The sequence below is a fragment of the Aneurinibacillus sp. XH2 genome (assembly GCF_001439585.2).
In the GTDB taxonomy this organism is placed as follows: domain Bacteria; phylum Bacillota; class Bacilli; order Aneurinibacillales; family Aneurinibacillaceae; genus Aneurinibacillus; species Aneurinibacillus thermoaerophilus.
Genome location: NZ_CP014140.1, coordinates 1,907,781 through 1,928,502, shown reverse-complemented (window position 1 = coordinate 1,928,502; position 20,722 = coordinate 1,907,781). Strand labels below are relative to the sequence as shown.

Annotated in this window: 21 protein-coding genes and 1 pseudogene; 7 read left to right on the top strand and 15 right to left on the bottom strand. The window is 41.7% G+C overall.

Annotated elements, in window-relative coordinates; all coding sequences use genetic code 11:
* Window positions 1-31: 31 nt before the first annotated feature.
* Both ACH33_RS09615 and ACH33_RS09610 read left to right on the top strand, forming a co-directional pair.
* Window positions 32-403, top strand: a complete 372-nt coding sequence (locus ACH33_RS09615; RefSeq protein ID WP_057898828.1) for a CidA/LrgA family holin-like protein — start codon at window positions 32-34, stop codon at window positions 401-403.
* Window positions 400-1,089 carry a CidB/LrgB family autolysis modulator gene (locus tag ACH33_RS09610; RefSeq protein WP_057898827.1) on the top strand — a complete coding sequence of 230 codons (690 nt, stop codon included), beginning with the start codon at window positions 400-402 and terminating at the stop codon, window positions 1,087-1,089. Before ACH33_RS09615 ends, ACH33_RS09610 begins: the two co-directional genes overlap by 4 nt.
* A 208-nt stretch (window positions 1,090-1,297) precedes the next feature.
* Here the strand turns inward: ACH33_RS09610 and ACH33_RS09605 are convergent, their stop codons facing one another.
* Window positions 1,298-1,738 (bottom strand): thermonuclease family protein, encoded by a 441-nt coding sequence (locus ACH33_RS09605; protein WP_057898826.1) that lies wholly within the window; start codon window positions 1,736-1,738, stop codon window positions 1,298-1,300.
* A 119-nt stretch (window positions 1,739-1,857) separates the two neighbouring features.
* On the opposite strand from ACH33_RS09605, the gene kapD reads away from it, so the two are divergent.
* On the top strand, window positions 1,858-2,505 hold the full coding sequence (gene kapD, locus ACH33_RS09600) for a 3'-5' exonuclease KapD (RefSeq protein WP_057898825.1): 648 nt from the start codon (window positions 1,858-1,860) through the stop codon (window positions 2,503-2,505).
* Window positions 2,506-2,634: 129 nt separating this feature from the next.
* Here the strand turns inward: kapD and ACH33_RS09595 are convergent, their stop codons facing one another.
* From ACH33_RS09595 to ACH33_RS09580, 4 genes are all read right to left on the bottom strand, one after another.
* Window positions 2,635-3,228 carry an LOG family protein gene (locus ACH33_RS09595; protein ID WP_057898824.1) on the bottom strand — a complete coding sequence of 198 codons (594 nt, stop codon included), beginning with the start codon at window positions 3,226-3,228 and terminating at the stop codon, window positions 2,635-2,637.
* A gap of 1 nt (window position 3,229) precedes the next feature.
* A complete protein-coding gene (locus ACH33_RS09590; protein WP_257721604.1) occupies window positions 3,230-3,787 on the bottom strand; it encodes a GntR family transcriptional regulator in 558 nt (185 codons plus the stop codon).
* 22 nt (window positions 3,788-3,809) lie between these two features.
* Window positions 3,810-4,421 carry a M23 family metallopeptidase gene (locus ACH33_RS09585; RefSeq protein ID WP_082706176.1) on the bottom strand — a complete coding sequence of 204 codons (612 nt, stop codon included), beginning with the start codon at window positions 4,419-4,421 and terminating at the stop codon, window positions 3,810-3,812.
* A 196-nt stretch (window positions 4,422-4,617) separates the two neighbouring features.
* Window positions 4,618-5,181 carry a lysozyme family protein gene (locus tag ACH33_RS09580; RefSeq protein WP_257721603.1) on the bottom strand — a complete coding sequence of 188 codons (564 nt, stop codon included), beginning with the start codon at window positions 5,179-5,181 and terminating at the stop codon, window positions 4,618-4,620.
* 471 nt (window positions 5,182-5,652) lie between these two features.
* Between ACH33_RS09580 and ACH33_RS20355 the strand changes: the two genes are divergently transcribed.
* The gene (locus tag ACH33_RS20355) at window positions 5,653-5,775 is read left to right on the top strand and encodes a hypothetical protein (RefSeq protein ID WP_257721566.1); all 123 of its coding nucleotides are present in this window, start codon (window positions 5,653-5,655) and stop codon (window positions 5,773-5,775) included.
* Window positions 5,745-7,355 (top strand): DUF2339 domain-containing protein, encoded by a 1,611-nt coding sequence (locus ACH33_RS09575; RefSeq protein WP_057898821.1) that lies wholly within the window; start codon window positions 5,745-5,747, stop codon window positions 7,353-7,355. The genes ACH33_RS20355 and ACH33_RS09575 overlap by 31 nt, the downstream gene beginning before the upstream one ends.
* Window positions 7,356-7,502: 147 nt before the next feature.
* Here ACH33_RS09575 and ACH33_RS09570 read toward each other — a convergent pair whose 3' ends face one another.
* The 6 genes from ACH33_RS09570 to ACH33_RS09545 form a co-directional block, all read right to left on the bottom strand.
* The gene (locus ACH33_RS09570) at window positions 7,503-8,393 is read right to left on the bottom strand and encodes a peptidylprolyl isomerase (RefSeq protein ID WP_236781844.1); all 891 of its coding nucleotides are present in this window, start codon (window positions 8,391-8,393) and stop codon (window positions 7,503-7,505) included.
* Between the two features lie 259 nt (window positions 8,394-8,652).
* The gene (locus ACH33_RS09565) at window positions 8,653-8,913 is read right to left on the bottom strand and encodes a hypothetical protein (RefSeq protein ID WP_057898820.1); all 261 of its coding nucleotides are present in this window, start codon (window positions 8,911-8,913) and stop codon (window positions 8,653-8,655) included.
* A 131-nt stretch (window positions 8,914-9,044) separates the two neighbouring features.
* Entirely contained in the window at window positions 9,045-10,070 is a 1,026-nt protein-coding gene (locus ACH33_RS09560) for a YkvI family membrane protein (RefSeq protein WP_057898819.1), read from the bottom strand.
* Window positions 10,071-10,285: 215 nt separating this feature from the next.
* Window positions 10,286-10,489, bottom strand: coding sequence for a hypothetical protein (locus tag ACH33_RS09555; RefSeq protein ID WP_057898818.1), 204 nt, complete (start codon window positions 10,487-10,489; stop codon window positions 10,286-10,288).
* Window positions 10,490-10,500: 11 nt separating this feature from the next.
* Complete coding sequence (locus ACH33_RS09550; RefSeq protein WP_057898817.1) at window positions 10,501-11,529, bottom strand: YheC/YheD family endospore coat-associated protein; 1,029 nt, start codon at window positions 11,527-11,529, stop codon at window positions 10,501-10,503.
* A 21-nt stretch (window positions 11,530-11,550) separates the two neighbouring features.
* Window positions 11,551-12,762: an ATP-grasp domain-containing protein gene (locus ACH33_RS09545; RefSeq protein WP_057898816.1), complete on the bottom strand. Its 1,212-nt coding sequence runs from the start codon at window positions 12,760-12,762 to the stop codon at window positions 11,551-11,553.
* A 261-nt stretch (window positions 12,763-13,023) separates the two neighbouring features.
* Between ACH33_RS09545 and ACH33_RS09540 the strand changes: the two genes are divergently transcribed.
* A complete protein-coding gene (locus ACH33_RS09540) occupies window positions 13,024-13,764 on the top strand; it encodes a hypothetical protein (RefSeq protein ID WP_139184938.1) in 741 nt (246 codons plus the stop codon).
* A 400-nt stretch (window positions 13,765-14,164) separates the two neighbouring features.
* On the opposite strand, the gene ACH33_RS09535 is transcribed toward ACH33_RS09540, so the two are convergent.
* Complete coding sequence (locus ACH33_RS09535; protein WP_057898814.1) at window positions 14,165-15,532, bottom strand: copper amine oxidase N-terminal domain-containing protein; 1,368 nt, start codon at window positions 15,530-15,532, stop codon at window positions 14,165-14,167.
* A 310-nt stretch (window positions 15,533-15,842) separates the two neighbouring features.
* Here ACH33_RS09535 and ACH33_RS09530 point away from each other — a divergent pair, with 310 nt between their 5' ends.
* Window positions 15,843-16,223 carry an HAD-IIB family hydrolase gene (locus tag ACH33_RS09530; protein WP_057898813.1) on the top strand — a complete coding sequence of 127 codons (381 nt, stop codon included), beginning with the start codon at window positions 15,843-15,845 and terminating at the stop codon, window positions 16,221-16,223.
* A 100-nt stretch (window positions 16,224-16,323) separates the two neighbouring features.
* On the opposite strand, the gene ACH33_RS09525 is transcribed toward ACH33_RS09530, so the two are convergent.
* The 3 genes and pseudogenes from ACH33_RS09525 to serC form a co-directional block, all read right to left on the bottom strand.
* Entirely contained in the window at window positions 16,324-18,417 is a 2,094-nt protein-coding gene (locus ACH33_RS09525) for a molybdopterin-containing oxidoreductase family protein (protein ID WP_057898812.1), read from the bottom strand.
* Between the two features lie 69 nt (window positions 18,418-18,486).
* Window positions 18,487-19,386: pseudogene (gene gnd / locus ACH33_RS09520) on the bottom strand (phosphogluconate dehydrogenase (NAD(+)-dependent, decarboxylating)); the annotation flags it as partial.
* Window positions 19,387-19,571: 185 nt separating this feature from the next.
* The gene (serC, locus tag ACH33_RS09515) at window positions 19,572-20,669 is read right to left on the bottom strand and encodes a 3-phosphoserine/phosphohydroxythreonine transaminase (protein ID WP_057898810.1); all 1,098 of its coding nucleotides are present in this window, start codon (window positions 20,667-20,669) and stop codon (window positions 19,572-19,574) included.
* Window positions 20,670-20,722 lie beyond the last annotated feature (53 nt).

Genomic DNA, 20,722 nt, shown 5'->3' with positions numbered 1-20,722 from the left:
GTACACTTTTCACTGAAAGGAGGGAAGAGAAGTGACAACCCTACTCAAAGGTGCGGGGCAAATTGCTCTTTTGTGCGTCTTTTCACTGGTCATGAACAAATTAGTCGACTTCTTTCATTTAAAAATACCAGGCAGCATTTTAGGTATTTTTATCATTTTTACTTTACTACAAACAAAAATAATCCGGCTAGAATGGGTTGAATTGGGCGCAAAATGGTTACTGGCAGAGCTGTTGCTATTCTTCATTCCATCGGCTGTTGGAATTATAAAATATAAAAGTGTTTTGGTAAATGACGGAGTATATGTAACCATGGTCATTGTTTTCAGCACGGCCATTGTCATGGCCTGCACAGGGCTAGTAGCAAAAAAAATCGCAGAAAGAAAGGAGCAAAAACCTTCATGATGATTTCTCTTTTTAGCCTCATTTTCACAATGAGCCTTTACTGGGGAGCCAAGTGGTGTTATAAGCATAAACCGAAAGTCTATTTGTCTCCCCTGCTTACGACACCATTATTTATCGTTGCTTTTTTATTTTGGACTCATATCTCGTATGAATCATACAATACAGGCGCAAAATGGCTAAGTAATATGCTTGAACCGGCCACCATTGCATTCGCTGTTCCACTTTATAAATATTTCAATATATTAAAAAAGCATGCGACTGAAATTATTGTCAGCGTGCTATCAGGTTCGGTTATAGCCATTGTTTCGTCATTGTGTGTTGCTAAAGTGCTACATCTAAATACGCAAATTGTTAATAGTCTGATCCCACGTTCCGTAACCACACCCATTGCCATGGATGTGTCTGAAAGCATTGGCGGTATACCTACTATTACAGCCGTATTTGTGATTATGACCGGATTGCTCGGCACAGTTATTGGGCCGATTATCATCCGGTTACTGCGGATTGAGAATGAGATTGCCCGAGGCGTACTTCTTGGTACAGGAGCGCATGGTGCAGGTACTTCAAAAGCTTTTGAACTTAGTTCCATTACAGGTACGATTTCCAGTTTATCCATGATTATGGCAGCGCTCATTACCTTATGTATGGCACCATGGCTCGTGCCCATGATACTGAGAATTTTTTGATTTATGCACCTCTGAATCGTACCGTTCTCGTCTATAAGATTCCATACTGTCGGTTCTGCGTCACCTTTTCCCAGCCCATCTCCTTTTACCAAAGGTGCCAATTCTGTGGCCACTGAAGACTGTGCGGAATCGCAAGCAAGCGCCCCCCTTTATAACAGTGTGCAAGTTGGTTGAAAATAGTAGGGTTAAGTTTATACGCAGTATTATTTTACTTTTGTGCCTGTTTAAGAACTTTTATGTACATTGTTTGATCTGGCGTCTGAAAAGCGCGCGCGTAGCCTTTTGCAACCATGGTGTGATTTACCATTTCTCCTCTCAGCCACACGTAAGCCAGAATGTTTCCTTTTTCATCTCTTGCTTGTTCGTCATATTCGAGCGCAACTTGCTGACCGGTGACCTTTTCTTTTAAAAACCACCTCGCTTCTCGTGTTGTGGAAATCATTATGCCTTGCAGGCGAACAGTATAGCTCTTTCCATCTATCATAGCCAGAATTGTATTATCTTTTGTTACTTTATAGACATAGGCAGTAACAGTATCACTGGGTATACCTTGTTGCAGCTTAGCTGGTTCATTTGTCAAATGCCAATAGGCAACTGCAAAGAAACAAAGAAACCAAAAAAGAAATACTAGATCATGTGGACGAAACACAATGATTCTCCCTTCTCCAATATGTCCTCTTTATCCATATGTGTACAGCGCCCAGGAATTGACTGATTTTCTGTTTAAAAATAGAATGAAAAGAAGAAAAAGAAAAATGGGGGGCACAGATGAAAGAACGGTATATGTTCATTGACTTTGAATTTACAACGTTTGACAAAAAAGAAGCTCCGAAAGGCTTTTTCCATGAGGTCATAGAAGTGGGGATGGTTATCATTGAGGAAAATGAAATTGTCGATACATTTTCCTCGCTGGTCGTTCCTGTCTTCTTTCCCCAGTTGGGCGAAAAATGTATCAAGCTGACTGGAATTACGCAACAAGACGTTATGGAAGGCATCGAATTTAAAGCAATGATTGACGAACTGCTTGCACAATACATACGGGAGAAGACAACGCTTGTTACATGGGGCGATTTGGATATGAAGGGATTACGCCGCAATTGTCGGGAACACAATATAAAATTCCCTTTTTCCGTAATGCTGGAAGATTGGCTGGATTTGTCCAAAGCATACCAGTTCTACTATGGGCATAAAGACACACCTGGCCTATGGTACGCTTTAGACAAATACGGATTGGCTGAAACGGCACAGTCGCACCGTGCCCTTGACGACGCGATGGCAACATTTAAGGTCATGCAGATGATGCAGAAAGACCAGTGGGTATATACGCGGGAAAAACCAAAAATGCAAACATCCATTGCAGATTTAATGGGGAGCCAGATGACGCTTTTGGAAAAACTGAAGCAACAACTTTCCTAAAAAGTAAATAGCGCCCCCCGTTTTTTGTGCGGCGGCGCTTTTGATTTGAATGCATATGGTCGAGGGAAAGTGAGGGGTTCTGAACGATCCACCTAAATTCCTAAAGCGGCTGACTCTTATTCACTATGTTTATTTATTTTTATTATATTCCAGTTCACTCCATTTATTTGTCTTCACAGGTGGCTTGTATGTACGAATCTTCTCTAGGAGAATTATTGGGTCGCTTTCGCAAATAATAAACTCTTTATGTGTCGAAGGCATAAAACCTCCTTCTACCGCTTTTGCAATCATCTCCATTAAAGGGTTGTAGTAGCCTTCTACATTTAATACTGCTACAGGCTTATTATGTATTCCTAGTTGTCCCCAGCTAACAAACTCAAAAATTTCTTCAAATGTTCCATATCCTCCAGGAAGAGCAATGAACGCATCGGAAAGCTCCCCCATCTTGGCCTTTCGTTCATGCATATCTTTTACTTCATAGAGATGAGTGAGGTTCTGATGAACCACTTCTCCACGGAACAAGTTTGTAGGCATGACGCCTATAGCGGTACCACCTTGCTCTAATACCGTATTCGCTATCGTACCCATAAGTCCGATATTTGAGCCACCATATACTAGCTCAATTCCTTTTTTTACCAACTCTTTCCCGAGCTGAATGGCAGATTCTTTATACTCAGGATGAGTTCCGGGATTAGATCCAGCAAAGACACAAACACGCTTCATTTTATCGCTCTCCTATTGTTTTTAAATTGTCCAATGTCATTATATTATATATTTCAAAACAAAGGGTACGAAAAAAGATGAATAAGGTTGTTTGTGTCCAAGTAATGGGGGTTAATCCGTAAAAAACATCGTGAAAGGACTCGTCTGCTTGAATAGCTTGAATAATATCGTTTTGTTCAAGTGAAACCTTTAAATTATTATTACTTACCTCCATCATTTTTATATCTGAATCCTTTAACAAAGGAACCGCAAGTCGAGCAGCTAAAGAATGTAAGGCTGCTACGACAGTAAATGCATGTTTTGCCTCCTCTGGTTTTAATGGCGTTACACGGGTAGCGGAACCGGGAACAGATTCTACAAGACCCTCATCTTCAAGACGTTTAAGCGCCTCTCTAACTGGGGTGCGGCTTATTCCAAAGTCTTCGGCTAGTTCCTTATCATTCAAACGTTGCCCCGGCTCTAACTTCAACATTATAATAGCTTTTTTTAAGGTCTGATATACTTCATCTCTAAATGACAAATTGGTAAAATATTTATATAAAAAATAGAATAGGAATATGGAATGGAGTGCTTCTGGTTCTTCATCGAATGATGTTGTTTCTTACAAGAAATTTGCCATTGAATTTGATCGGAATGCCTTCTCCATCTTTTTCTGCATGGATATGCAGATGCGGCTCTGCCGCGTTTCCGGAATTGCCCACTCGTCCAATCGGTTGACCCTCCTGTACAACTTCCCCTTCTTTCACTGCAACACTGCCTTCCTGCATATGTGCCATATAGATCACTGCTTCTTCATTTTCACACACAAGAGCGACATAATTTCCCTCCGGTCTTTCAGAATCCATATCCGGTGGCATGAGGTCAGGTGCATCATTTCTTACTTTCAGCACTTTACCGGTACAAGGACTTATCACTTCATCACCGTAAATCATGTATCGATCAAGCTGTTTTGGATATATGCCATTCGAACGCATACCAAGCGTATTCAATTTCACAATATCCAAGGCATACTTTTGCGACGGATAGGCATTATGATTATTCATTTGCACATGATTGCCACCTTGGAGCACATAATAAGTTCCTTTATGCAATGGGAAAGACAGTTCAATCGCTTTTTTTCCTGTCACATAACTACTAAAAACAAAAGTATTATATATGCCAAACACAAGCAAAAGCACTGCATAGATCGCCATATATACTTTCTGCCTGCGGCTGAATTTGATACGAAGCGGCAATGCCCGCGCTTTTTTCCATGATCGGTAAGTCGATAAAGTTTTGTGCTACTTTTAATCGCTTCTTTTGTCATTTTATCATTATTTTCATGATACGTATCTTACATTTTTAGAATAAAAAAATACTCCCCTTCATATAGGAGTATTTGAATCGTTCTCAACTTGCTTCCATTGTATTTTTTATACGTTCTCGCTTTTGCAAGACTTTTGTAGTATAAGAAAAATCACCGTAGCAATAGGGGTATCGAAAATTGTTGCGATCCTCTCCACAATTGTAGACATTAGGTTCTTTTTTTACCTGAATTGCGGAATATTGCTTTGCCAGTTCTTCCGTATGCTTCTTACCATGTGCAGCTATAAAGTCAATGTATCCTTTCCCCATATTATACGCCTGTATAACAGTAGGGAAGTCGACTTTCTTTTTTGTTCCGTACGTAAGAACGTCATTAAAATGTTTTACCCCCTGTCGGATGCTCCAGGCAGGATCATTGATTGTATTTGGTGGAAGACCGGCCGACTCTGATGCCTGCATTGGGTCGCCTCCTTCCCCTCTGCTTTCCTGATGCATCAAGGCAAGCAGCGTAAGTGTATATTCTTCCAAATGATACTTTCTTAATTCAGCTCGTAACATAGGTTCATACTGCTTAACTTTCTCGTACCTATCTATCCTAGGGGGTGTCGGGGTATCATAATCCGTTCTGTAAGTAAACAGTAACGCCATAATGAAAAGCCCGAACATGATAGATAGGATACCTATCCATTTCTTTATTCGTTCCATTCTTCTCTCCCATCGCTATATCTCTTTATGCTTTATGTATATACGTTCTGAGTGCTCATAGCATAATAGAAACGACGATAAAGCAAATCAACGAACCAATCCAACCATATAATATACATCCGATGTCTTTTGATCAATACCCTGCGGTTGAAGTAGTGTTACCGTATCTTCTCCGAATTTGAGATACATAACTAATTTTGCTGTCATATCATTCTGCATCTCATGTATTTTTACTTATCGTATCTTCTCTCTTATCTAATTTTTTATATCATCCATATTTACCAAATAATTAAAATATATATTTTTATTTCTTGTGAGAATCTTATGATCTATTCCATAATAGAGAAAATACCGCAATCAATAAAGAAAATGCCGCATGGATTACAAAATTTAGAATGAATGGGAGGAACAAATATGAATCTTATTCCTTATGCCGGTACCAACCACGCGCTATTTGTTTTGTTTGAAAAAAATGATTATATCAAAAATGAAAAAGGAGGAAATGTATGGATCAAGAACAACGAATTGCCGAGTTAGAGGCCCGCGTGGCGCAGCTGGAACGAAAAATAGCGGCCCTTCAGCCCCAAAAACCTACACTGACTGGGATAAACAACGTTTCGCCTGCGGTGAAATCGCACACGGTGTCAGAGAAAAAAGAGCCGACAGACTGGGAAACACTTATCGGTCGTGTCTGGCTGCCACGCATCTTTGTCATCGTGCTACTGGTCGGCATTGTTTGGGCATTTAAAGCTTCGATTGATCGAGGATACATTACCGAACCTGTGCGTATTGTGCTTGGTTTTATCGTATCCGGGTGGCTCCTCTGGATGGGGAGTCGTCAAATGAAGCATCAACGAACCGGGCTTGGCCAGGTTTTGTTAGGAGCTGCCATTTGTATTGTGATACTGACGACATTTGCTATGCATATGCTGTACGGATTTATCCCAGCTTCCCTAGCCTTTCCGCTCAATATCATCTGGATCGCGGGCGGTGTCTTTTTATCGTATCGCCATCGGTCACAGGCGCTGGCTGTGCTATCATCCCTAGCCGGTGTATTTATTCCGTTTCTTGTAGAAAGCCATAATCCGAATTCTTTGTTTTTTGTTGCATACGAGATAGCATTGTACGTCACGTTTTTATATGTGGCAATACGAAAGCAATATCTCGTTTTGTATTACACGTCGGCAGCTCTGTTACAGATTGTTTTCTTTCTCTTTTTCATCATTACTGGAGGCGAAGAAGGAAGTACTTTTGCGGTTGGCAGTATAATTCAGCATGCAGCCCTGCTTTTGTTTTTCCTGCGACAAACCGTGTACATGCGCAGTCAGACAGGTATGCTGTTTACTACATTTGTACTGACAACGATATGGCTGAACATCGCATTTGCTGAAGTACAGGTAGAATGGATGCTGCTTGGCATATTTGTGTTGTATGGAAGCATAGCTTATGCTTTGCTGGGACGAAACCGGAAGAAAGCGGCCGTTGCCATATCGATCGCTTCTTTCGCGCTAGCAAGCTATATACTGTACGTACTGGAAAACGAAAATGAGACGATAATGATACTGTTGGAAGGAACGCTGGCATTGTATCTGGGGATTGTCCTGCAGTCAAAGTTACAGCAAATTACTGGTGGCCTTATTTATGGTCTCAGTCTGATGGTAACCATTGCGCGTGATATTAAATTTGTCGTTTCATCAGTGACGTTCAACTGGTGTGTTATGCTCATTACGGCAGCCTGGTTATATAAACTGCTTAAGCAGAAGAGGCTATTTAAGGAAGAAAAAGTATTCCGCATAATGGGTGTAGGTTATGCATTTTTGTTGCTTGTTTTTTTAACGGAAATTACCGGAGCGGTCATGCGTGAGATGTCGTTTGAAATAATGCAGCTAGCTATTTCTACAGTTTGGGCACTGTATGCAGTGGCAGGAATTCTTTATGGTGCGAGAAGCGCCAACAAAGATCTGCGCCGCCTGGGAATGGCGCTGCTTATTATAACACTGCTGAAAGCAATTTTCTTTGATTTACCGTTTCTGTCGCTTCTTGTCCGTGCTGTTTTGTTCATTGGTCTTGGCGTTATTGGACTCATTGTATCGCGCTTTTTCTATACAACTAAATAAATGTACGTTGAAATTTCAATATTTGTAATGTGGCATGAGGAAGAGGAAAAGATTCGTTTTTATCTTTTCCTCCGTCTTCTCTTCCTTCTGTTGACTAAAACACACTTCCCATCCATATCAGACAGCGCAATGTTAAAAACAACCAAATTATGATTTTGTGTCTGTTTGTTTCTTCGTCAAGAAATTCTCGATTTTATATTCGGCCCTCTTCTCTTCCATCCAAGTATTGTATACAGGCTGCATTTTCTTGGCGAATAACATGTCTTTTATTTCACTTTTGCTTTCTTCATAATTCGCTTGTTTCGCTGGCTTTTTTTGTTCTACCTTAATAATGTGGTATCCAAATTCTGTTTTCACTGGGTCGCTGATTTTCCCTGGCGCTAATGAAAAGGCGACTTTGTCAAACGGTTCTACCATCTGGCCCTTGCCAAAAAAACCAAGATCGCCTCCCTGATCCTTATTGTTTATATCTATCGAATATTTTTTTGCCAGCTCGGCAAAATCTTCGCCAGCCGCTAATTTCTTTTTCACTTCGTCCGCTTTTTCTTTCGTTTCTACCAAAATATGGCGGGCTTTTACTTGCTCTTCCGTTGCAAACATCGCCTTGTTTTCTTCAAAATACTTTTTCATTTCTTCTTCAGTTATTGGAACTTTCGGTTCAAGCAGCTTTTTCACTTTTATATTGATGGCCGCATCTTCTCGCAGATCCTGCAAAGAAAAACCGGTTTGTTTCAACGCTTCATTAAATGCTTCTTCCGTTCCGAAGGAATCCTTTACTTTTTTTAACTCCTTATCTATATCCGCCTGTGAAACGGAAATGTTTTGCTTTTTGGCTTCCTGGTTGATGATACTGTTTGTAATTAAGACGTCTAATGCTTGCTCTCCATTTTGTTTCACCATAAAATTATACAAATCATCCCTGCTAATCGTTTCCCCATTTACGCGAGCTACGGCTTGTTCATTTGAGCATGCACTGGTGATGAGCACAAGCCCGAGCATCAAAATGAGAAGTAAAAATCGAACATTTTTTTGAAACACTTCCTCGTTCTCCTTTCTAAATTTCCTTTTAGAACAATCAATCGTTTACACATCAATCAGCATACCATTTCTTCATGAAAAAAAGGGGAACAAGGAAACATTCATAATCTTCTCACTTTATGATTTCCATTTAGGGGAATGAAAACAAGCGCAACGGGACACAGAAAAAATAAAGAGATTGGAAATATCATCCAACCTCTTTTTTTCCTGCTTTTCGATTTTCCAACTACAATACCGGTATCCAAACGAAAAAATACATTCAATAAAAAAGGGAGCCACGATAAAACCACTGGACAATGATGCCTACGACTCCAAGGCCAATCGCCCACCATCCCAGGGTGTTCGCCTTACTAAACACTGTGATCAATCCAAGGATTACGGCAGCCCCGCCAAAAAGAAGCGGAGCGTAGAAGAAAGCAACAATCCCCGCTACGATGCCGATCCACCCCAACCATAGAGCAGAGGTATCACGTGTTTCTTCCTCTCTTGTTTCCTTTCTTGTTTCCTTTACTTCATCCATTTTATCACCTCCTTCAACTTTTAGTATTCCCGGCTTTTTTGCATTTGTTCCGTTCCTTCACAGTTTCTTAAAAAAGGAAGCAAATTATGCATGAAAAATCGCTTGTATTTATTGGATATTGCAGTCTTTTTCTACTGTTTCACAGCTATACAAAAAAGTAACAATAATCCGGTGTAGCCAAATAAAGGATAGAGGAAGCCAAGCAGGGAACCAAATCCAATCTGACTAATTAAAAAGCTAAGTAATAAAATCCCTACTATCATCCATTTTTCCGATATAACGAAGAATTTCTGCATTTTGCGCGAAATTCCAAACACGTTACCAATTAGCGTGGTAAAAATTTCGCCATAAACGACGATCAGGAATAAAATATGAATAAACGAACCAAAATCTTCGAGCACTTCAGCGATAGGAACATTAAATTGTGCTACGTTCGGTAAAGAAGAAAGAGCTAAATGATAAGAGATCAGCATACAACAAAGACCGATCCCTCCCCAAAAACCTCCCCACTTCAACACGCTTTCGTCCTTTATTTCTTTTCCAAGAGGAACAAGAACAGCCTGTGCCATAGCCAGATTAAATGCCACATAAGCAAAGGGACTCACAAGCGACTTCCAGGTTACCTGTGGTTCTTCTTTCTGAAAAACATGGGAAAAATCATGGTGTCCCAACAAAGAAGTAGCAATCAGAAAACTAAAAAAGAGCATCATCGGAACGACCAAGGAATTAACAGCAAGAATGCCATCCAGTCCTTTTATCATGACGGCATAGCAAAGAATCAGCGTAAATAAAATCCCCCATTGATAAGAAAAGCCTAATTGTTCTTCAAAAATGGAACCCGTTCCTGACAACATGACCGACGTAACACCAAATAAAATAAGCAGCGTCAGTACATTGATCACCTTACCAACCATTTCACCGAATATATAGGTATTTAATTCTTCATAGGAATAGGCGCCAATCCGGTGGGATAGGAGCATCATTTTCGTGCCAATCCAAATAAACAACATTCCACTTACTAAGATGCCGATTAGTCCTACCAGTCCGTAAACAGTAAAAAATTCAACAATTTCCTTCCCGGAAGCAAACCCTGCCCCAACCACAGTGCCGATATAAGTGGCTGCAATTTGTAATATAGTTCCCCATCTTTTCTTCATATCCCCACCCCTGTAAACAGTAAACTCACAAAACCTTACTGCATGGAAAGATTGCTTTTTTATGCAAATTATATGTAGACATTTTGAAAAAAAAGACAGGCTGTACGATTTAATTTTTCGCCTTTTTGACAAATTCTACATTCATTCATGAACAAAAATATCGGCCTCCAAAAAATATTGGGAGACTTCCGGCCGGCCAAAAATAACGGTAGATACTACATGCCTTGCCGGTTGCCTGCTTCCAACCATCTTGCTGCTGAAACAAAAGAACGATGTAAAAACATCAAAAGTTTAAAAGATGGCATATTAAAAATTTTCCATAAAAAAACCGCAAACCCGGAATGAAAATCCGGTTTGCGGCATAAAATATAAATAAAAATCAATGCAAGCTTAGCGTTTTTGTCAATGAAACCTTCCACCTTCTTACCGTTTAACGTCCGTGGAATTTGTTCGACAAATATACGGCATAATGAATGGTATTTCTGGCTACATCCAGCTCTAAATCAAACGTGGGAGGAACTCCGGGACGCCAATTCACCTCGTAAATCCATATCTTCCGGTTGGCGTCTAATCCTACATCAATGCCCAGTTCATCAAAAGATTCGTCATAGATTTTATCCATATGTTCGGCAAAAACGAGGGAAAATTGTTCGAGATATCGTTTAACATTGTAGGACTCCTCCTCAAACTCCTGAATTAAAAAAGATTCCAGCATCGAGATGGCGCCCCCGCTATTTAGATTAGTTACAATTTTTCCCGGATTGGCGATTCGTGGATAAATGTTTGTAATCACCCATTTGCCTTCTCCGTTTTTCTGAACATGCAGGCGAAAATCATAGGCGCTTCCATATTTTGTTTTTGATGAAACATAACGCTGAATCAAATATTCTTCATCTATAACCAACGGATTTAACAATTCCCGAAGCGTTTGTTTACTATAAGTTGAAGTATCGTCCTGATTAATAACAGTGTACGTGCCATTATTTTCTTCTATAAAGATAACCCCAATCCCTTTATGACCGGATACAGGCTTTATGACTACATTTTGATGCGCAGCCAAAAATTCAAAAACATCTTTCATACTCTTTATCATCATAAAAGGAAGAAGATATTGAGAAAATTGGCCATTTTTCTTGACTCGTTCATACACACTCGTTTTACTGCCTAGCGAGTGACTTGTAAAAGGAATTTGTTCAGAAAGTTTTTCATGAATATCATACGCCTTCTCAGTCAAAGGACTGCCTGCATTATAAATCACATCAGGAAATGGCATTTTTCTTTCTATCCATTCTCCTTTTTCCAATGCATACCCTAGAATCGTTTTCTTTTCCATATTCACTTTTCCGGGGGTAAAATAGAAAAAATCAACCCCTTCCGCCTTGGCAACAGCAGCAAATGCATATGCTTTTAGAACTTTCTCCGGGTGTTTACGATAATGGAGCATGCCGATTGTCGTCATGTTCCCCCTCCTTTCTTAAAATCAATAAAGATGAAAGTGGATTTCCTTGGCTGCGGCTTTCGCGATTGTTTTGGCTTCTTCCTTTGTAGAAGACGAAGCCATGACATAGGCATAACGGTGCCCCATCGATAATGGAGGATGCAAATACGTTCCCCGCTTTGGCTTAATATATACATCATCAACCCCTTCATATCGCCAAGCTCTGTTTCTTCCGGTTACCAATTGCAGTTCTCCTGACGAAGCTAACGTAATATACTGAGTAAAAACGAATTTCTTATATGTTTTTTGTAAGGACGGCGCTTCTCCAATAGCTATTTTAATAATTTGTTCAGCTAAATTAATGCCATAAGCAACCTCAATCATTTTGTTCATGGCTCCCCCGGATATTCTGGGATTCGCTTCTATCAGTTTCCATTGGTTTTTGTGGAATTTTAATTCCAGATGGCATGCCCCGTTTTTCATCCCTAACATTCGAATGATTGATATAACAGCACGCGAAAGACTTTCATATAAATGCTCCTCTACTTTTGCAAGCAAAGAATAGCCTGTTACAATAAAGCGTTGCTCTTTTGAAATTTCTTGTTCAATAATAGCTACAATGTTCACCTTATTTTGGTAAACCAACGTTTCTACCAAATATTGCGGTCCATCAATATATTCCTCAACTAAAATAGGGCTTCCTGGATACTTTTGCTTTAATTTGTTTACACAAGATTCAAACTCAGATTTGCGGTCAACTTTTAAAACGTCTTTCGAACCAGCTGAATGGGGAGCCTTTACAATGAGCGGGAATGTCAGCTCGTTTTCTTCTATAAAAAAAGATAAAGATCCTTGCTTATATATCGCATAATTCATATTAAAAGGAGTCTTTTGCAAAGCGCTGCGTGTTTGTATTTTATCTTCCATTTTTAAAATGGCTTCCTTGGACAGGTCTGTATGACAAAATTCCTCCGAAAGAACCGCGGCCGTATAAACAAGTCCATCAACAAAACTAACAATCGCCTCAATGATTTTTCCTTGTTTTTGTAGCTGTTTGATCTTTTCTCTCATTGATGGTACATCATCTAAATCAATCGATATTAATTCGTGGACATCGGAAAATTCCGCTCGTTGCTCCAGATTTAGCTTACGCCTCGTAAAGAGAACGGTATAAAAACCAAGCCGTTCGGCCGCCCGAATCGCTTCCCGACTCGAACCGGACTTGCTTGTTCCTATAAATACCATCGTTCTCATACAGCCAACCACCTCTTTTTCTCTCATTAAAGTAGAACCGCACATTGTCTCATTGTGTTTACAAATACAATGTATCTTATGCACGTACAAAACGGGTTGGTTATAGGTGAATGAACTGTATTTGAAAGCGACGGATATAAATTTCTCCACGTTTGTCGTCACCAATCCATTCTTTTTTGCATTCTCTATACAGTGTGAGGGTGTTGCAAAACTAACCTAAAGATAACATGTGATAACACCGTTCAGTATGAAAAAGAAAGGATGGATCGTATGCGTTCCTATATTATTTCCCAGGCTCAATACAATATATATAAAAATCAATCGATTATATACAAAGCTCAATCTGCTACATATAAAAATAAACATAGTACATCAACGCCAAAAAAAGTCGCAACATGCTTAGTGGCAAACCTGGAAGAGCAAAAAGAACTGGACGAGGAAATGCCAACAAATATTCAAAAGCAACTATTATCTGAAAGACGTACAAAGGTAGTGAGCAGCCAACAAACATCGGCTCCTTACGATGAAACCATATGTAACCGGTCTGTCCCTTTTAGTTGCAATATTGTGCTACCACAAGGATTCAGGCTTGCCCCTTCTTTTGCTCCTGACATTGCTTTTAACACAGAGGGGATCGAATGCATTATTGATACTTGTACACAAACCGCTGAACATATCCCTCATTTTGACCAAAAGGAAGCGAATTGTAGCGGGAGCCTTCAACGCGTGAGAGCGGTAGGCTATATCCAGTTTATTGTCAGTATCTCTAACATTACGGGAAACGTTGGCAGAGATTTAGCAGCGATTAGTCGCTTGGGCTCAGTTCACGTGAATCATACGATTTACTTTACGCGCGCTGAAAATCCCTGCCCGGATTTCAGTAACATCGTTGTTTCAGAACTACGTATTGATGAGGATCTCTCGTTTACAACGGATTGCGGAGAAACCGTTCTAAACATCAAAGGGACATTCGAACTTCCAGCCTATAATGAAAGCGAATAAAAGCATGCTATACATCCATATTTTCTCCCTTAATAGACTCACTAATACGGAAGCGATCATGCCGCCAACATAACGAAACAACGAAACGTTGAAAAAATTCCCGATGCAATTCCTGTCATCTTTTTGGGAACGGCCTGTAACATCCTTTAAAACAGTGGTGGCCATTCTACAACGGAAGGAACTTTATATTCTCGCGCTACCGTGCCCGCATGGGATAAAACCCCTATATACATTCCTAATATTTAGGCATAAAGAAAGTAGGGCACATTATGCACCCTACTTTCTTTATGACGAATACCTTTATAAATAATAATTAATAATGATTTAAAAATAATAGCCGTTGAACATCATACAAATGAAACTGAATGGATTTTAATGAATTATACCGGAAATCTACGATCTAGCTCAGTATAATTTTTTTGCTTGCCGGCTCCCACTTTGCTTTCACTCCTAAAAATGCGGCAACCACATCAAGCGGCACCATAATATGTGCATCTTTCATTTCAATATCTGTAGGAATCGGCACTTTCATACTGTTAATACCCACGATATCGCTTCCTGCCTGTAACTGAAGAATCTTTTTGTCTTTAAGAATGGTCATCGTTTGGCTTGCTTCATCCCAGAGCAACTCATTTTCATGAATCCCCAGCGCTTCGGCCAAATGATGAATCGGCGCATAAATGTGGTTCTTCTTCATGTAAGGAGCAATATTCATTTTTTTCTCTGTGTGCCCTATGTAATAAACCAGCTCTCCAACCGAAAAAGATATCTCTCTTTTTACTTCATGCTTTTCATCTGAACCGTTAACTGAAACGTACGGAAAAGACATCACCTTCGAATCTTTCAACTGTTTTTCATGCGCCAGAGCATCTCCCCATACGGTTAAATCATACAATCCATCTGCCATCGTACGGTTGGTAGAAATTTTAATATCAGAAACCTGGATGACGGAAGGTTTGGAACTTTCTTTTTTGATTTTAAAAGTAATTCCATTAGAATAAGAGTCATCTTTCAGTTCTTTCTCCTCTACCAGCTGAACCGAATGCTCATCGATTTGCAAATCTCCCTTGATGACTTTAACCGTCGGCACTTCACTAAAGCGCATACCAACTCTGGGAAGATGAAATGTAATATCGGCATTTCCCTCTTTTCTAAATGCACCTGCCACACGTTCAGTAAAAAGAAGATCGGGTGCCGGCTGAGCTTGAACACCTAAACGGAGCGGACGTTGTTTTTCGTTTTTAACGGGCTCAATGCTTGCGCCCTGAATAACCCTTGCAATCAAAACCTTGCTTTCCGTAACGCCATCCCCTTTAATTGTCGCTTTTAATTCTCCTTCTTGATCAATCCTGGCGACAAGGCGCATGGTTGCTGTCAGTTTATATTTCTCCTCTGAACGATAGGCTGGGACATGGATCGTAATTTTACTTGTTGTCGTTTCGACGCGTAAATCGCTATTATGCCAAACCTTAATTTTGTCCACCGATGAAAGCCCTTTTGGCAAGGAAAAAGTAACTTCCCTTCCAGGCAGGAATGTCCCAGGAATCAGCTCCTCGATTTCAACCGTGGTCAATGCATTTTCATCCTTCTTTCCCGCTACCAACGTATGAACTTTATCCACGGTAACGGATACCTTGTATTCTTCTTTTTCACTCTTCACCGATTTATCCGAACTACTCGCTTGTCCATATGACGGATACGAAAATAAAATAGAAGATATAACAAGTGTAGCCGATCCTACTCGTTGTATTGTCTTTCTTTTTATCACTTACATTCTCCCCTTAATAAATAAAAATGAAACTCATTATCAATTAAAAACAACAAAAAAAATAATCTAGCCGATTTACTTCCTCCTTTTTCATCTTTTAATCAATAATGATTATTATTATCAATATCAATTATAGTTTAGTTATTATTAGGTACACTGTCAATATCCTTTTCCATATACAGTTGGTACCATCAAGAAGTTTGTGTAAATAGGGGTCCGTACCCTCCGCCCGATGTGATATGATCATATGGGCAAAATTCGAATAGAAAGAAAAGGAGCGATGATATATTGTATAAAATGATTTCTATCGATGCTGTTATACTATGATGAACCTGAAGCACTTGATGCACTAGCAAAAGAGCTAAACGAAGAATTTGGGGAGGCGGCATATATTACGAAATCAAAGCCATATTTTCTTGAAGTTATGCACCCCGAAGCCAGCAAAGGCCAAGCGATTCTTCATCTGGCAAAAATGTTTGGCATTGACCGTTCGAAAATCATCGGCATCGGGGATAGCTATAATGACATCGATTTGATTAAAGTCGCCGGTCTCGGCGTCGCGATGGGCAACGCGCCGGAGTTTATTAAACAAAAAGCCGATTATGTAACGCGCTCCAACAATGAAGAAGGCGTGCGCCATGTCATCGAAGAGTTTGTACTGCAAAAAAGCACGAAATCAGGTTCATTTTAGCGATAACATTCGCATGACGCACGTATTATATCCGTATTTTACTCCTGTTTTGTGCTACAGTTCGGGCAGAGAGGTAAGGACGGTTGCTTTTTCCCTTTTCTTACACATCGCTGTCCGAATTCTTTTTATCATCCATTCCGTTTGCGTCTGCTGCCAGTTTCTCTACCTCCACTCTCGTTGAAAAGAAAGTGGCACCTCCTCCCATATCAGATAAACGGCTTGGCGTCAGAGCGTTCACAATGCGTTTTGTTCCTGGCTCATCCGCCCAGAGCCCCTGGCTGACAACCGCACCTGGCAAAACATTTTCTGCAACGAAAGCGGTCAGTTCGCATTCACCACGGTTATTATAGACACGAACCTTTTCTCCATGCTCAATGCCCCGTTTCCGGGCATCTTCCGGATGAATGTGCAGGCGCGGCGTTTTCTCCATCGCTACATGCTTAGCATTATTAGAAAACGTTGAGTTTAAGAAATTATGGTTCGGCGCCGAAACGAACAAAAGCGGAAACATCTCTTCTTCTTTAATAGGTTCGTATGTCGGGAGCGGCGGCAATCCCTCTTTTTCCATCCGCGTGGAATACAGTTCAATCTTGCCGCTCGGTGTCGGCAGGCGCCCGGGGAATTTCGGAGCCTTGCTACTATCGATTTTCATAAACCGTTTCTCATGCAGCGCTTCATACGTAATGCCGTCCAAGTATGGATTCGCCTCGCGGTCGAGAATTTGCCGAATCATCTCCTCTTCCGTATCTTTAAACGCTTGTTCTTCGAACCCCATCGCCTGTGCAAGCAGACGAAACACGTCCACATTGGATTTGCTTTCCCCGTATGGTTCAAGCACCGGCTCGTGCAAATGCACGTACAAATGCCAGTATGACGTGTACAAATCCAAATTTTCAAACGCCGATGTCGCCGGCAGCACAATATCGGCGTAACGGGCGGTCTCTGTTAAAAATAAATCATGCACAACCGTAAACAAATCTTCGCGCGCAAAACCCGCTTTTACTTTATTTGTATCCGGCGCCACGACAAGCGGGTTGCTATTGTAAACAAAAACAGAGTAAACGGGCGGATCGAGTTCAGTGAGCGCTTCGCCAATTTGATTCATATTAATGGAGCGTGTCTTCTGCTTCAGCAAATCCGGACGTTGCAATACTTGAAAATTGACGGCTGAGTAGTCGCTGTTTCCTTTAATGGCCCCTCCACCTTTGATATGCCACTGGCCGGTTAAGGCCGGAAGACAGGCAACGCTACGCACGAACATGCCACCATTGTCATGATGCTGTGGCCCATTGCCAATTCGGATAAATGCGGGCGATGTTGTACCGTACAAGCGCGCCAGCTTATAAATATCTTCCGCTGGTACTTTTGTGATGGCGGAAACCGTTTCCGGATCATATCGCTTAACATGTTCACGCAATTCCTCATGCCCGACTGTATGCGCAGTAAGAAACTCCTCATCCACCAGATTTTCAGCAAATAACACATGCATCAGTCCGAGTGCGAGTGCCGTATCAGTTCCCGGCAAAATCGGAATAAACCAGTCTGCCCAGCGGCCAGTCTGGTTTTTGTGTACATCAATGACGACAACCTGGGCACCGTTTTTCCGCGCTTTTTCTGCGAGCGTAACCTGATGCATATTCGTACTGACCGCATTGCAACCCCAGAAAATAAAAAGTTTCGCATGCACGGTTTCCTCCGGGTCGGTGCCATACCCACCGCCCAACGTATACATATATCCGGCTTTGCCAGCGGCATTGCAAATGGTACGCTCTAGCTGACTTGCGCCGAGTCGGTGAAAAAAACGGCGATCCATGCCTTCCGCGTTCAGAATTCCCATATTGCCGTAAAAGCTATACGGCAGAATGCTTTCCGCGCCATGTTCGCGGATAAGCGCTTTCCATTTAGATGAAATGGTTTCGATCGCTTCTTCCCATGTAATGCGGGCAAACTTGCCCTCTCCCTTCGCCCCGATGCGCTTTAGCGGGTATTTGAGTCGGTTCGGATCATGAATGCGCGCCGGCATGTTGCGCACTTTGTTGCAAATGGCCCCCTGTGTTACTGGGTGTGTCGGATCCCCTTCCACTTTGACGATTTTTCCATCCTTTTTATGTACAAGCAAGCCACACGTATCCGGACAATCAAGCGAACAAACGGAAGGAAATATTCCGTCTTTTTCTTTTGCGTACGAAGCCATCCGCTTTCCCTCTCCTTTCCATACTTACTTTAAGAAACGTTTACTCTCCTTTATCCCTTCTTCGTACCGTTACTTCTTCACGACCGCGTGTCCGCCAAATTCGTTGCGCAGTGCGGCGACAACTTTGCCATGGAACGTATCGTCTTCAAGCGAACGAAAGCGCATGAACTGGGACAGCGCGATAACTGGAGCGCTCGCTTGCAGTTCCATCGCAGTCTCCACTGTCCAGATTCCTTCACCGGACGAATGCATAACGCCTTTAATATTTTCTAGTCTCGGTTGTTTGGAAAACGCGTTTTGCATCAGTTCCATCAGCCAACTGCGGATAACGGAACCGTTGTTCCATACACGGGCCACCGCTTCGTAATCATAGTCAAACGGACTTTTGTCCAGAATTTCAAACCCTTCACCGATGGCCTGCATCATCCCATATTCAATACCGTTGTGCACCATTTTTAAGAAGTGGCCGCTGCCCGGCTGTCCTGCTTTGAGAAAACCGTTCGGCACAGAAATGCTTTCAAACAACGGAGTGATATAAGCAAGCGCTTCCGGGTCGCCGCCGACCATGGCACATATCCCGTGCCGCGCACCTTCCGTGCCGCCGCTTGTGCCACAATCGACGAAATAAATTCCTTTTTCCTTAAGCTGCGTATAGCGAGCGAGCGTATCTTTATAATTGGAATTCCCGGCATCGATTAAAATATCACCCTTTTCGAGATAGGGTACCAACTCCTCGATCACTTGACTGGTGATTTTTCCAGCTGGTACCAACATAATAATAACACGTGGCGCCTTTAGTTTTTCCGCGAGTGCGGCCAGAGAATCAGCTCCTATCGCACCTTCTTTCGCAATGCGTTCCACGTGTTCGCCTACCGTATCATAGGCAACGACTTCATGCTTCTTGTCCAACATGTTTAACGCCAGATTGTATCCCATTTTTCCGAGTCCGACCAATCCTACTTCCATTTCTTTGCCACTCCTTTGTTTTTTTGTCTTCGCTCCTTACTCTAACATGTTGCACGGAGACGCAGCAATGCTTCAGAATCAGAATGAAAAAACAATAAAGAAGATGCACGCGCACATAACTGCTTTCTGCCCGGCAAAGTTACACAGGCAAAAACCAAGCACACTGCATCTTCTTCCTGCTTTCTTCATTATCCGTTTTTCTTCATAAAGTCTTTCATGAATTCGCTGAGTACCTTGCAGCTTTCATACGGCACAGCATTGTAAATGGACGCGCGACAACCTCCGACGGAACGGTGACCGTTCAGACCTACAAAACCTGCTTCTTTTGCTTCGGCGAGGAACTTTTTCTCCAGCTCTTCAGAAGCGAGACGGAACGTAATGTTCATCAGGGAACGGCTGTCTTTTTCCGCATGTCCTCTATAGAAACCTTCACTTTGATCAATAACATCGTAAATGAGTGCCGCTTTTTCTTTATTCATTTTCGCAAGCGCTTCAAGGCCACCTTGCTCTTTTGCCCACTCAAGCACAAGGCTAAGCATATAAATCCCAAACGTCGGCGGCGTGTTATAGAGGGAGTTGTTTTTCACATGTGTATCATAACGAAACATTGTCGGCACGTTCGCGTTAGCACGCTCCAGCATGTCCGGTCGCAAGATGACGACGGTAACACCGGAAGGCCCCAGATTCTTTTGTGCACCCGCATAGATCATCGCGAACTTGCTGACATCGATCGGATGGGACAGGATATCGCTTGACATATCCGCAATGAGTGGTAAATCACCGGTATCGGGAAACGTAAACCACTCGGTGCCAAAAATCGTATTATTGGACGTAAGATGCACATACGCCGTATTGTCTTCGTATTTCAACTCATCCAGCGCCGGAATACGGTTGTAATTTGTTTCTTTTGTGGAAGCGACCACGTATGTTTCGCCAAGCATTTTCGCTTCTTTATGTGCTTTCTCAGACCAAGAACCGGTCATAATGTATCCCGCTTTTTTACCTTGTGCAAGAAAATTCATCGGAATGGTCGCAAACTGCGTGCTGGCCCCGCCCTGCAAAAACAGAACGTGATAGTCTTCCGGAATATTCATTAGCTCTTTTAAGGACGCGATCGCCTCGTTATGTACCTGCTCGTAAGTGGCACTGCGGTGACTTAATTCCATCACGGACATGCCAGTTCCCTGGAAGTTTACAAGTTCTTGTTGAGCCTTTTCCAAAACGGCGAACGGCAAAGCGGACGGGCCCGCATTAAAGTTATAGGCGCGTTGTGCCTGTTTTAACATCTCTATTCACTCCTTGGTCGGTTTAGAAAAAACTTTGTCTTTATCCTACACCT